Origin of the sequence: Streptomyces sp. (genome assembly GCF_035645055.1) — a bacterium.
In the GTDB taxonomy this organism is placed as follows: domain Bacteria; phylum Actinomycetota; class Actinomycetes; order Streptomycetales; family Streptomycetaceae; genus Streptomyces.
In genome coordinates, this window is sequence record NZ_DASQNH010000067.1 from 16,735 (window position 1) to 30,343 (window position 13,609).

General features: G+C 70.0%; 5 protein-coding genes, 1 tRNA gene and 1 rRNA gene. 1 reads left to right on the forward strand and 6 read right to left on the reverse strand.

What is annotated here, in order from left to right:
• Positions 1-22 precede the first annotated feature (22 nt).
• From VE614_RS22595 to VE614_RS22605, 3 genes are all read right to left on the reverse strand, one after another.
• Complete coding sequence (locus VE614_RS22595; RefSeq protein ID WP_324940112.1) at positions 23-2,770, reverse strand: DNA translocase FtsK; 2,748 nt, start codon at positions 2,768-2,770, stop codon at positions 23-25.
• A 136-nt stretch (positions 2,771-2,906) separates the two neighbouring features.
• On the reverse strand, positions 2,907-3,587 hold the full coding sequence (locus tag VE614_RS22600) for a response regulator (protein ID WP_324940115.1): 681 nt from the start codon (positions 3,585-3,587) through the stop codon (positions 2,907-2,909).
• A 285-nt stretch (positions 3,588-3,872) separates the two neighbouring features.
• Positions 3,873-9,338 carry a HAMP domain-containing protein gene (locus tag VE614_RS22605; RefSeq protein ID WP_324940118.1) on the reverse strand — a complete coding sequence of 1,822 codons (5,466 nt, stop codon included), beginning with the start codon at positions 9,336-9,338 and terminating at the stop codon, positions 3,873-3,875.
• 383 nt (positions 9,339-9,721) lie between these two features.
• Here VE614_RS22605 and VE614_RS22610 point away from each other — a divergent pair, with 383 nt between their 5' ends.
• Positions 9,722-12,478 carry a SpoIIE family protein phosphatase gene (locus VE614_RS22610; RefSeq protein WP_324940121.1) on the forward strand — a complete coding sequence of 919 codons (2,757 nt, stop codon included), beginning with the start codon at positions 9,722-9,724 and terminating at the stop codon, positions 12,476-12,478.
• 68 nt (positions 12,479-12,546) lie between these two features.
• On the opposite strand, the gene VE614_RS22615 is transcribed toward VE614_RS22610, so the two are convergent.
• From VE614_RS22615 to rrf, 3 genes are all read right to left on the reverse strand, one after another.
• Positions 12,547-12,619 (reverse strand) — tRNA-Thr (locus VE614_RS22615).
• 75 nt (positions 12,620-12,694) lie between these two features.
• Positions 12,695-13,357 carry a DegT/DnrJ/EryC1/StrS family aminotransferase gene (locus VE614_RS22620; protein WP_324940124.1) on the reverse strand — a complete coding sequence of 221 codons (663 nt, stop codon included), beginning with the start codon at positions 13,355-13,357 and terminating at the stop codon, positions 12,695-12,697.
• Positions 13,358-13,471: 114 nt separating this feature from the next.
• Positions 13,472-13,588, reverse strand: a 5S ribosomal RNA gene (rrf, locus tag VE614_RS22625).
• Positions 13,589-13,609 lie beyond the last annotated feature (21 nt).

Genomic DNA, 13,609 nt, shown 5'->3' on the forward strand with positions numbered 1-13,609 from the left:
GACCAGCTCGGCAACCGTCCCCCTACGCTTCAGACTCCCCACGAATCATCGCCAGCACGCCATCCAGCTCGTCCGGCTTCACCAGCACGTCCCGCGCCTTGGAGCCCTCGCTGGGCCCGACGATGTTCCGGGACTCCATCAGGTCCATCAGCCGCCCCGCCTTCGCGAAGCCGACCCGCAGCTTGCGCTGGAGCATGGAGGTCGACCCGAACTGCGTGGAGACGACCAGCTCGGCCGCCTGGCACAGCAGGTCGAGGTCGTCGCCGATGTCCTCGTCGATCTCCTTCTTCTGCTTGGTCCCCACGACGACGTCGTCCCGGAAGACGGGCGCCATCTGGTCCTTGCAGTGCTGGACGACGACCGCCACCTCGGCCTCGGTGACGAAGGCGCCCTGCATACGCGTCGGCTTGTTCGCGCCCATCGGCAGGAACAGACCGTCGCCCTTGCCGATCAGCTTCTCGGCGCCCGGCTGGTCGAGGATGACCCGCGAGTCCGCCAGCGAGGAGGTGGCGAAGGCGAGCCGGGAGGGCACGTTCGCCTTGATCAGGCCGGTGACGACATCGACCGACGGCCGCTGGGTGGCGAGCACCAGGTGGATGCCCGCCGCGCGCGCGAGCTGCGTGATCCGCACAATCGCGTCCTCGACGTCCCGCGGCGCCACCATCATCAGGTCGGCCAGCTCGTCCACGATCACCAGCAGATACGGATACGGCTGGAGCTCACGCTCGCTGCCCTCCGGCGGTTTGACCTTCCCCTCGCGCACCGCGCGGTTGAAGTCGTCGATGTGCCGGTAGCCGTAGGCCGCCAGGTCGTCGTACCGGAGGTCCATCTCCCGGACGACCCACTGGAGCGCCTCGGCGGCCCGCTTCGGGTTGGTGATGATCGGCGTGATCAGGTGCGGGATGCCCTCGTACGCGGTCAGCTCGACGCGCTTGGGGTCGACCAGGATCATCCGGACGTCCTCGGGCGTCGCCCGCATCATGATCGAGGTGATCAGGCAGTTGATGCAGGACGACTTGCCGGAGCCGGTGGCGCCGGCCACCAGCATGTGCGGCATCTTCGCCAGCGAGTGCATGACGTAGCCGCCCTCGACGTCCTTGCCGAAGGCGACCAGCATCGGGTCGTCGTCCTCCGCCGACTCCGCGAGCCGCAGCACGTCACCGAGGTTGACCATCTCCCGGTCGGTGTTCGGGATCTCGATGCCGACCGCGGACTTGCCGGGGATCGGGCTGATGATCCGCACGTCCGGACTGGCGACGGCGTACGCGATGTTCTTGGTCAGGGCGGTGATCCGCTCGACCTTCACGGCCGGGCCCAGCTCGACCTCGTAGCGCGTGACCGTCGGCCCGCGGGTGAAGCCGGTGACCCGCGCGTCGACCTTGAACTCGGTGAAGACGGTGGTCAGCGATTCGACGATCGCGTCGTTGGCGGCGCTGCGCGCCTTGCCGGGACCGCCTCGGGTGAGCAGGTCGAGCGAGGGCAGGGCGTAGGTGATGTCGCCGGACAGTTGGAGCTGCTCCGCGCGCGCGGGCAGGTCCCGGGGCTGGCTCGGCGGCGTCTTGGTGAGGTCGGGGACCTCCGGCTTGAGCTGCTCGCGCTCGGGACGCGCGGTCGGCACCGGGGCCGGCGTCGGTGCCTGGGCCGGGGTGGGCGTCGTGTGCTCGCGGTCCCCGACGCTCACCCCCTGGGTGAGGTCGGCGACGACCGGCGACGGCGGCATGCCGTGCAGTACGGCACCGTCCAGCGCGGCGGCGGCCGCCGCGGCGACGTCCACGGCGTCCGGCTGCCGGTCCACCTCGGGGTGCGGTACCGCGGAACGCGGGGACCGGCCGCGACGACGGGTGAGGGCCTCCTGCCCGGTGCCGTCCGGATCGTAGGCCTCGGGGGCGGGGCCGCCGCGCCGGCGCGGACGCGCGGGCAGCGCTTCGCGCCACTGCTCCTCGTAGCGCTCGTCGTCCTCGCCGTACTCCTCGGGCTCGGGGCCGCGGACCAGGCCCAGCCGCACACCGAGCAGCCGCAGCCGCTGCGGGATCGCGTTGACCGGCGTGGCGGTGACCACCAGCAGCCCGAAGACGGTGAGCAGCACCAGCAGCGGTACGGCCAGCACGTCGGTCATGGTGTACGTCAGCGGGGTCGCCGCGCCCCAGCCGACGAGGCCGCCGGAGTCCCGTATGGCCTGCATGCCGTCGCTGCGCGCGGGCGAGCCGCAGGCGATGTGGACCTGGCCGAGCACGCCGACGACGAGCGCGGACAGACCGATCACGATCCGGCCGTTGGCCTCGGGTTTCTCGGGATGCCGGATGAGCCGTACGGCGATCACCGCGAGCAGGATCGGCACCAGCAGGTCCAGCCGCCCGAAGGCGCCCGTCACGATGATCTCGACGAGGTCGCCGACGGGGCCGCGCAGATTCGACCAGGTGCCCGCGGCGACGATCAGCGCGAGGGCGAGCAGCAGCAGCGCGACGCCGTCCTTGCGGTGCGCGGGGTCGAGGTTCCTCGCGCCCTGCCCTATGCCCCGGAAGACCGCACCGACGGCGTGCGCGAGGCCGAGCCAGAGCGCGCGGACGAGCCGGTAGAGCCCCCCGGTCGGGCTGGGCGCCGGCTGCGGCGGCGCGGCCCTCTTCGCGGCGGCCCTCTTGGCGGGCGCCTTCTTGGCCGGTGCCCGCTTGGCGGGGGCTTTTTTCGCAACGGCCTTCTTCGCCGGAGCCTTCGCGGGAACAGCCGTCTTCTTCGCGGGCGGCTTCTTGGCTGCGGAGGGACGTGAGGCCATGGATGTGAGATTACCGGGGGAGCCGGCAGGGGACACGTGTGCCTCCTGCTTCACCCGTTCGTGTCGCCCTTGCGAGGGACGGAAACTGACGCGCGCTCACGCGCCGACGCCCAGGGCAACGGGTACGGCCGAACGGTCAGGTCTCCGAGGGCACCGGCGACGCCCCGCCGGTTCCTGGCTCCAGCGCGTCCAACGCCCGCCGCAGCCCGGTCAGCTTGCGCTCCAGGTGCGCCGCCGTGGCCACCGCCGCGGCGTCCGCCGACTCGTCGTCCAGCTGCTTGGACAGCGCCTCGGCCTGCTCCTCGACCGCCGCGAGCCGTGCGGACAGCTCCGCGAGCAGTCCGGCCGCCTCCTTGCCACCGCCGACCGTCCCCTTGCCGCCGCCCTCCAACTGGAGCCGCAGCAAAGCCGCCTGCTCCCTCAGCTGGCAGTTCTTCATGTACAGCTCGACGAAGACCGACACCTTGGCGCGCAGCACCCAGGGGTCGAACGGCTTGGAGATGTAGTCCACGGCGCCCGCCGCATAGCCGCGGAAGGTGTGATGCGGACCGTGGTTGATCGCGGTGAGGAAGATGATCGGGATGTCCCGGGTCCGCTCACGCCGCTTGATGTGCGCGGCGGTCTCGAACCCGTCCATGCCCGGCATCTGGACGTCCAGCAGAATGACCGCGAAATCGTCCGTGAGCAGTGCTTTGAGCGCTTCCTCCCCGGACGATGCCCGCACCAGTGTCTGATCGAGCGCCGAGAGGATCGCCTCCAGCGCCAGCAGATTCTCCGGCCGGTCATCGACCAGGAGGATCTTGGCCTTCTGCACCATGGCCCGCCCTCCTCGCCCCGGCAGTGCACCGGGCGCCGCCCCAGGGGACGACTCCGTTACGCCGCCCGTCCTCGTGCCGGTCATCGTAGCCGCACCCCGCCTGTCGCCACACCCTGTCACCGCGATGTCACTGTGCACGTAGCAGAAACGACAGTGGAAACCAGAAGGTTCCCGGAATCCCGTACGACCACACGGCATCCGCCACACTGAGTCAACAACTCGGCGCGAACTCTCACACGCCCCACCACGAGCGCGCACACGCCCGGCGCACGTCCTCCGCGGCCGTCACTCCCCGCGCATCCACTGCTCCATCACCGTCAGCAGATGATCGGGGTCGACCGGCTTGGTGACATAGTCGGACGCACCCGACTCGATCGCCTTCTCCCGGTCGCCCTTCATCGCCTTCGCGGTCAGCGCGATGATCGGCAGCCCGGCGAACTGCGGCATCCGGCGGATCGCCGTGGTCGTGGCATAGCCATCCATCTCCGGCATCATGATGTCCATCAGGACCACGGCCACGTCGTCGTGCTGCTCCAGCACCTCGATGCCCTCCCGGCCGTTCTCCGCGTACAGCACCGACAGGCCGTGCTGCTCGAGGACGCTGGTCAGCGCGAACACATTGCGGATGTCGTCATCGACGATCAGCACCTTCTCGCCGCCGAACCGGATCCCGGGATGCGCCTGCGGCGCCCCCTCCTGCTCGGTGGCCGACCACTGCTCCGGCGCCGCCAGCCGGTGCTCGGCCGCCGAGGCCCGGCGCCGGCGCCGGAAGAGCGCCGCCGCCCCGTTCTGCGTCTCGCGGTACGACCGCACCTCGGCCGGCGTCTCGATCGTCACGTCGGACGGCGCCGGCTCCAGCGCGAGCGGCTCACCGCCCGACAGCGAGGGCACCGCCTGCGGATAGCCGTGCGGCGGCAGTTCGCCCGGGTACAGCGGCAGGTACAGCGTGAACGTCGAGCCGCGCCCCGGCTCGCTCTGCGCGTGGATCTCACCGCCGAGCAGCTGCGCGATCTCCCGCGAGATGGACAGCCCGAGGCCCGTACCGCCGTACTTCCGGCTCGTCGTGCCGTCCGCCTGCTTGAACGCCTCGAAGATCACCCGCATCTTGCTGGCCGCGATCCCGATGCCCGTGTCGGTCACCGAGAACGCGATCAGGTCCGCCTCCGGGTCGGTCAGCGAACCGGCCTCCAGCAGCTGCTCCCGGATCGCCTGCGGAGCGTCGTCCCGCGCGGGCCGGATCACCAGCTCCACCGAGCCGGAGTCGGTGAACTTCACCGCGTTCGACAGCAGATTGCGCAGCACCTGGAGGAGACGCTGCTCGTCGGTGTGCAGGGTGGCCGGCAGCTCCGGCGAGACCCGCACCGACAGATCGAGGCCCTTCTCCGCGGTGAGCGGCCGGAAGGTGGCCTCCACGTAGTCGACGAGCTGGACCAGCGCGATCCGCGTCGGGGAGACGTCCATCTTGCCCGCCTCGACCTTCGACAGGTCCAGGATGTCGTTGATCAGCTGGAGCAGGTCCGACCCGGCGCCGTGGATCGTCTCGGCGAACTCGACCTGCTTCGGCGTCAGATTGCCGTCCGCGTTGTCGGCGAGCAGCTTGGCCAGGATCAGCAGCGAGTTCAGCGGCGTACGCAGCTCGTGCGACATGTTGGCCAGGAACTCGCTCTTGTAGCGCATCGACACCGCCAGCTGCTCGGCGCGCTCCTCCAGGACCTGGCGGGCCTCCTCGATCTCGGTGTTCTTCACCTCGATGTCGCGGTTCTGCTGCGCCAGCAACTCGGCCTTCTCCTCCAGCTCGGCGTTGGACGCCTGCAGGGCCTTCTGCCGGTTCTCCAACTCGGCCGAGCGCTCGCGCAGTTGCTCGGTCAGCTCCTGCGACTGCTTCAGCAGCACCTCCGTCTTGGTGTTGACGGAGATGGTGTTGACGCTGGTCGCGATCATCTCGGCGATCTGGTTCAGGAAGTCCTTCTGGATCTGTGTGAACGGCGTGAACGAGGCCAGCTCGATGACGCCGAGCACCGTGCCCTCGAACAGCACCGGCAGCACGATCACCTGCGCGGGCGGCGCCTCGCCGAGCCCGGAGGAGATCTTCAGATATCCGCTGGGCGCGTTCTCCACCAGAATGGTCCGCTTCTCCTTGGCGGCGGCGCCGACCAGCGCCTCGCCCGGCCGGAACGACGTCGGCATGGAGCCCATGGAGTAGCCGTACGACCCGAGCATCCGCAGCTCGTACTGGTCGTCGTTGTCGCCGCCCAGGTCCTTGTCGTCGGCCAGCGGCATCGCCAGGAAGAACGCCCCGTGCTGCGCCGAGACCACCGGCGTCAGCTCGCTCATGATCAGCGAGGCCACGTCGTCGAGATCGCGGCGGCCCTGCATCAGCGCGGAGATCCGGGCCAGGTTGCCCTTCAGCCAGTCCTGCTCCTTGTTGGCGATCGTGGTGTCGCGCAGGTTGGCGATCATCTTGTTGATGTAGTCCTGAAGCTCCTGGATCTCGCCCGAGGCGTCCACGTCGATCTTCAGGTTCAGGTCACCGCGGGTCACCGCGGTCGCCACGCGCGCGATGGCCCGCACCTGCCGGGTCAGGTTCCCGGCCATCTCGTTCACGGACTCGGTCAGGTCCCGCCAGGTGCCGTCCACGTCACGCACGCGTGCCTGACCGCCCAGCTGGCCCTCGGTACCCACCTCGCGGGCCACCCGGGTGACCTCCTCGGCGAACGAGGACAGCTGGTCGACCATCGTGTTGATGGTCGTCTTCAGCTCCAGGATCTCACCGCGCGCGTCGATGTCGATCTTCTTGGTGAGGTCGCCCTTGGCGATCGCGGTGGTCACCATGGCGATGTTCCGCACCTGACCGGTCAGGTTGGACGCCATCTGGTTCACCGACTCGGTGAGATCCTTCCACGTACCCGCCACACCCGGTACGTGCGCCTGCCCGCCGAGGATGCCGTCCGTACCCACCTCACGGGCCACCTTGGTGACCTGCTCCGCGAACGAACTCAGCGTCTTCACCATGGTGTTGAAGGTGTCGGCGAGCTGCGCCACCTCACCGCGCGCCTCGATCGTCACCGTCCGCGTGAGGTCACCGTTGGCGACCGCCGCCGCGACCTGCGAGATGTTCCGCACCTGCATGGTCAGGTTCTTGGCCATCAGGTTGACGTTGTCGCTGAGGTCCTTCCAGATGCCGGTGACGCCCGGCACATGCGCCTGGCCGCCCAGGATGCCCTCCGTGCCCACCTCGCGGGCCACCCGGGTCACCTGCTCGGCGAAGCTCGACAGCTGGTCCACCATCGTGTTGACGGTGGTCACCAGCTCCAGGATCTCGCCCTTGGCATCGACGGTGATCTTCTTCGACAGATCGCCCTTGGCCACCGCGGTGGTGACGTCGGCGATGCTGCGCACCTGCACGGTGAGGTTGTTCGCCATGAAGTTCACCGACTGGGTGAGGTCCTTCCAGGTGCCGGAGACCCCCTGCACCTCGGCCTGACCGCCCAGCTTGCCCTCGGTGCCCACCTCACGGGCGACCCGGGTGACCTCCTCGGCGAACGACGACAGCTGGTCCACCATCGTGTTCAGCGTGTTCTTCAGCTCCAGGATCTCGCCGCGCGCGTCCACGGTGATCTTCTGGGACAGGTCACCGCGCGCCACCGCCGTCGCGACCTGCGCGATCTGGCGCACCTGCGCCGTCAGGTTCCCGGCCATGCCGTTCACCGAGTCGGTCAGATCACGCCACACACCGGCGACGCCGGGCACCTGCGCCTGACCGCCCAGCCGGCCCTCCGTACCCACCTCGCGGGCCACCCGGGTCACCTGGTCGGCGAAGGCGGACAGCTGGTCGACCATCGTGTTGATGGTGTTCTTCAGCTCCAGGATCTCGCCGCGCGCGTCGACCGTGATCTTCTGCGAGAGATCACCGCGCGCCACCGCCGTCGTCACCTGGGCGATCTGCCGCACCTGCGCGGTCAGATTGCCGGTGATGGAGTTGACCGAGTCGGTCAGCTCCTTCCACGTGCCCGACACGCCCGGCACCTGCGCCTGACCGCCGAGGCGGCCCTCGGTCCCGACCTCCCGCGCCATCCGCGTGACCTGGTCCGCGAACGACGACAGCTGGTCCACCATCGTGTTCACGGTGTTCTTCAGCTGGAGCATCTCGCCGGAGACGTCGACCGTGACCTTCTGCGACAGGTCGCCGTTGGCCACCGCCGTGGTGACCTGGGCGATGTTCCTCACCTGTCCGGTCAGATTCCGGAACGCCGTGTTGACGGAGTCCGTCAGGTCCTTCCAGGTGCCCGCCGCGCCCGGAACCTGAGCCTGACCGCCCAGCTCACCCTCGTCGCCGATCTCCCGCGCGACCCGCGTGACCTCGGAACCGAACGCCGACAGCTGGTCCACCATGCCGTTGACGGTGTTCTTCAGCTCCAGCATCTCGCCGGCCACGTCCACGGTGACCTTCTGCGACAGATCACCGTTGGCCACCGCCGTCGTCACCGCGGCGATGTCACGCACCTGCGTGGTCAGGTTCCGGAACACCGTGTTGACCGAGTCCGTCAGGTCCTTCCACGTCCCGGCCGCGCCCGGCACGTTCGCCTGCCCGCCGAGCCGCCCCTCCCCGCCGACCTCGTTGGCCACCCGCGTGACCTCGTCCGCGAAGATCCGCAGCGTCTCGGTCATCTGGTTGATGGTCTCGGCGAGCTGTGCCACCTCACCGCGCGCCTGCACGGTCACCTTCCGCGACAGGTCACCGCTGGCCACCGCGGTCGTGACCTCGGCGATGCCCCGCACCTGGGCGGTGAGGTTCCCGGCCATGGTGTTCACCGAATCGGTGAGTTCCTTCCACACACCGGCCACCCCGGGCACCTGGGCCTGACCGCCCAGCTCACCCTCCGTACCCACCTCGCGCGCGACCCGCGTCACCTCGGAGGAGAACGCCGAGAGCTGGTCTACCATCGTGTTGACGGTTTCCTTCAGCTCCAGCATCTCGCCGGCCACGTGCACCGTGACCTTCCGGGACAGATCACCCTTGGCGACCGCCGTCGTCACCAGCGCGATGTCCCGCACCTGAGCCGTCAGCCGGTGCGCCATCGTGTTGACGGACTCCGTCAGGTCCTTCCACGAACCCGACATCCCGCGCAGCCGCGCCTGCCCGCCCAGCTTGCCCTCGGTACCCACCTCGCTGGCCACGCGCGTGACCTCGTCGGTGAACGTCGACAACTGGTCGACCAGGTTGTTCACGGTCCGCCCGACCTTCAGGAACTCCCCGCGCAGCGGATGCCCGGTCCCGTCCGGTGCCTGCGTACGCAGATCCATCCGCGGCGACAGATCACCTTCGGCCACCGCCGACAGCACCCGGCTGACCTCCGACACCGGCCATACGAGATCGTCGACCAGCGCGTTCGAGGCGTCGATCGCCGCCGCCCACGAGCCCTCGCAGGCCCCGTTCTCCAGCCGCTCCGTGAGCTTTCCCTCACGTCCGACCACCCGCCGCACCCGCGACAGCTCACCCGTGAGATGGAGATTACGGTCGGCCACCTCGTTGAAGACCGCCGCGATCTCCGCCATCACGCCGTCCCCGGACACCGTGAGCCGCTTGCGGAAGTTCCCGTCGCGCATGGCCACCAGGGCCGCCAGCAACCGGTTCAGGGCAGCGGTGTCCACCTCGGTGGTGCTGCCGGTCGGCGCCGTGCGCCGCTTGCCCAGGGACGGTCCGCCTTCCGCGCGCGTCTTCGTGCCCCGCGTCGCTGCGCCAGACTTCACTGTGTCCCTCCCGCAGGGATCGGCCGTTACTGCTGTGCTCGGGTACTGCTGCTGCCACTGCTCGGCGTCCGGTTACTCATCAGGAGTTCCGCCGGACGGCATCAGCCCGTACCAAGGGCTGCTGCCCGTCCGCACGGAACACACTCAGCCTGCCCGAACCTCGAACAGCAGCCTGCCCAGTGTTTCACCCCGGCCGAACCAGGCCATAACAGTTCGGCAGCTTCGCACACCGTCCGCACACCCTCCGGACGGAAACACTGCAGACCGGCATCCGCGCGGACGGCGAAGGTAAGTAACCTTGCATCGGCTGTCCAGCCATACCGGTCCGTCCGGCCTGGGCGGTGGCACGGATACGAGCGGGCATCGGAGGGGCGGCCGCACACATGACCACCGGACTGATCCCTGGGGGACAGCCCCCGGACCCCCGGCCCACGGGCGGACTGCCGTCCCAGCCCCGGCACGAGCCCGAGCCGGACGGCCCCGGAGCCCGGCACGACGAGAGCAGGTCGAGGAGTTTCGTGATCACCGCGCGCGCGGCTGCCAGTTTCGAGCCCGTCGGGCGTTCGGTCGCGTCCGCCCGCTCGTTCGTCCGCGACACCCTCCAGGGCTGGGGCCACGCCGACATCATCGACGACGCCGTCGTCCTCACCAGCGAGCTGGTCACCAACGCCGTCGTCCACGCGGGCACCGCCGCGGACGTCCTGTGCCTGCGCACCGAGGAAGGCGTCCACATCGAGGTCTCCGACCGCTATCCGGAGCGCGAGGTCCCCCTCCAGAGCGCCGCGGTCAGCATGGGCAGCCCCGACCGCGAGGGCGGCCGCGGCCTCCAGCTCTGCGCGGCCCTGGCGGCCCGCTGGGGCGTCGAGTACACGCCCACCCACAAGAACGTCTGGTTCGAGCTCGCCCTCCCCGAGCGCCCGGTCGGCACCCGTGCCGCCGGCCCGTCCCTTCCCGCCGATCTGCTGCCGCTGGCCGACGGCCGGGTCCGGGTCGCCGTCATCCAGATCGACCGCGCCAGTGCCATCACCGCCTGGAACGACGACGCCGAGGAGCTGTTCGGCTACCCGGCCGACCTGGTCACCGGCAAACCCCTCACCGACCTCGCCGCCTGGCCGCACACCCCGGGCACCAGCACCGGCATCGCCGAGGCCCTCCGGCTCTCCCGCTGGGAGGGCAGCTACGGCATCCGCCACGCCTCCGGCCGGGTCGTCCCGGTCTACGCCTCCCACCTGCGCGTCCGCGACACCGCCGGTGAACCGTCGACGGTCTGCCTCCTCGTCCGCGACCACGAGCGCGCCGTCCTCCAGACGCCGGTGCGCCTCATCGCCCCCGACGCGCCCCCGGCCGCCGAGGGGCAGAGCAACGACCCCTTCGAGGTATTCATCGGCTCCCCCGCCCCGGACGACCTCGACGGCCTCCTCCAGCGCACGGTGGAACGCGCCCGCGACATGCTCGACGGCGACTCCGCCTTCCTCCTGCTCGCCACCGACGACGAGACGGAACTCGAGGTCCGCGCCTCCACCGGCCTGCCCTCCGCCCGCCAGCGATTCGCCCGCGTCCCCGTCGAGGCGGGCCCCGGCCGCTACGGCTCGGCCAGGATGCCGGCGGTCCACGACGACCTCACGGCCGTCCCCGGCGCCGTCCCGCTGCTGCACGGCACGGGCATGCGCTCGGTCGTCACCGTCCCGCTCAAGGTCGAGGGCCGCCTCACCGGCTCTCTCGGCGTCGCCGCGGAGGCCCCCGGCCGGTACAGCAACGAAGAGGCCCTCCGCCTCCAGTTCGCCGCGGACCGCATCGCGCTCGCCGTGGAATCGGCCCGCCTCGGCGAACTCGAACGCCTGCGCCGAGGCTCCCTCAGCTTCCTCGTCGAGGCCTCCGACCTGCTCGCCGGTACCCTCGACCGCGACCAGACCCTGGCCCTCATGGCCCAGATGACGGTGCCCACCCTGGCCACCTGGTGCGCCGTCTATACGATCGCCGACCAGGCCTCGGAGCCGTATCTCTCGTACGTTCTGCACGAGGACGAGGAACTCATCGACGGCATCAAGTCGCTGCTGTCGAAGATCTCCCCGCCGGACCCGGTCCCCACGCCCGGCGCCCGCGTCTGGTCGGCACCCGCCGAAGCCGCCCACCAGGCGGCCCTGCGCAGCTCCATGCGCAGCCTGGGCCTCGGCGAACCGGCGACCGTCAGCTCGGGCATCGGTCCCACGCTCGCCACCGCCGCCGCGGTCGGCGGCGAGACGGTCGTCCTGCCGCTGGTCGCCCGCAACCGCGTCATCGGCATGCTGACCCTCGGCAAGCCCACCGACGAGCACTTCCGCCAGGAGATCCTGGAACTGGCCGAGGACCTGTCCCGCCGCGCCGCCCTGGCCCTGGACAACGCCCGCCTCTACTCCGAGCGCACGGCCATCAGCCAGTCCCTCCAGCGCAGCCTCCTCCCGCCGGAACTCCCCCAGATCGACGGCGTCGAGGTGGAGGTCATCTACCGCGCGGCCGGCGAGGGCAACGAGGTCGGCGGCGACTTCTACGACCTCTTCCCCATCCGCGACGGCGCCTACGGCTTCGCCATCGGCGACGTCTGCGGCACGGGCCCGAACGCGGCCGCCGTCACCGGCCTCGCCCGGCACGCGCTGCGGCTGCTCGCCCGCGAGGGCCTCAGCGGCCCCGCCGTCCTCCAGCGCCTGAACTCCGCCATCCTCGACGAGGGCGCCCGCAGCCGCTTCCTCACCCTGCTCTACGGCGAGCTGCGCCCCCAGCAGGACGGCAGCGCGGAACTGAAGGTCGTCTGCGCCGGCCACCCCCTCCCGCTGCGTCTGCGCCAGGACGGCACGGTCGAGGCGGCGGCGGAACCCCAGCCGCTCCTCGGCGTCCTGGACGACCTCGACCTGTACGAGCAGACGGTCACCCTCGACCCGGGCGACGTCCTGCTCTGCGTCACGGACGGCGTCACCGAGCGCCGCGAGGGCACTCGCATGCTGGGCGACGACGGCCTCGCCGACGTCCTCACCACCTGCACCGGTCTCACGGCGGGCGCGGTGGCTGCCCGCATCATGCGCGCCGTGGAACGCTTCGCCTCCGACGCCCCGTCCGACGACATGGCCATTCTCGCCATGCGCGTCCCCGGCCTGCACAACGGCTGACCGGGCCGGGGCGCGGTCCCGCACAAGCAGAAAGGCCCCCGCCCGTAAGGGCGGAGGCCTTTTTCTTGAGCCCCCAAACGGAATCGAACCGTTGACCTTCTCCTTACCATGGAGACGCTCTACCGACTGAGCTATAGGGGCCTGTCGCTTTTTCGAGGTTTCCCTCGCGGCAACGAAATAGATCATACCCCGAACAGACCCGTGCTCCAAAACTGATCAGAAGGCGGGCTGCAGAAGTCCCCCCAGCGCGTTGCAGGCGGCCACGATCCGCTGCATCTCCCGCTTCGTCAGCGAGGCGTCGACCGGCAGCGCCAGCGTCTCGTCAGCGGCCCGCTCGGTCTCCGGCAGCGACACACACTGCCGGAATCCCGGCAACCGGTGCACGGGCGTCTTCACCGGCACCCGGGCGTCAACTCCCTTGGCTCGTATGGTCCGCGCGAAGGCGTCCCGGTCCGGCCGCCCGTTGCCCGGCACCCGCACGACGTACTGCTGATAGGTGTGCCCGACCCCGCCCTCGGGCGTCCGCACCCCCTTCAACCGCGCGTCCAGGTAACCGGCCCGCTGCCGCCGCTGAGCGATCTCGTCGTACGGCGCCTCGGACTCCCCCTGCTCCAGCACCAGCAGCCCCAGCCGCTGCCCCACAGCACGCAGCCGTACGACATCCGCCGGCCGACCGAAGCGATGTACGGCAACGACAGCCGCGGTCCGGGGAGTTACGGCGGCCTCGACCGCCGCCGGGTCGAGGCAGTAGCTCTCCGGGTCTATGTCGGCGAACACCGGCAGCGCACCGGTCAGCGTCACCGCTTCGGCGACTTCCACGTTCCCGAAGGCCGGTACGACGACCTCGTCACCGCCGCCTATGCCGGCGGCCCTGAGCATTGCAGCAGTACCCATGCCGGGAATGGTGGTTGCGCCACGTGAACTTCAAGTGACAGAGAACAAAAAAGGGTTGGACCCGGAACCGAAGTTCCAGGTCCAACCCTTTGAATGATTGTTCGGCGGTGTCCTACTCTCCCACAGGGTCCCCCCTGCAGTACCATCGGCGCTGTAAGGCTTAGCTTCCGGGTTCGGAATGTAACCGGGCGTTTCCCTCACGCTATGACCACCGAAACACTATGAAACTGTCAACCG

What these genes read in the sequence shown, in the direction of transcription:
- VE614_RS22595 (WP_324940112.1), bottom strand. Translation starts at nt 2,770, where the DNA reads ATGGCCTCACGTCCCTCCGCAGCCAAGAAGCCGCCCGCGAAGAAGACG.
- VE614_RS22600 (WP_324940115.1), bottom strand. Translation starts at nt 3,587, where the DNA reads ATGGTGCAGAAGGCCAAGATCCTCCTGGTCGATGACCGGCCGGAGAAT.
- VE614_RS22610 (WP_324940121.1), top strand. Translation starts at nt 9,722, where the DNA reads ATGACCACCGGACTGATCCCTGGGGGACAGCCCCCGGACCCCCGGCCC.
- VE614_RS22620 (WP_324940124.1), bottom strand. Translation starts at nt 13,357, where the DNA reads ATGCTCAGGGCCGCCGGCATAGGCGGCGGTGACGAGGTCGTCGTACCG.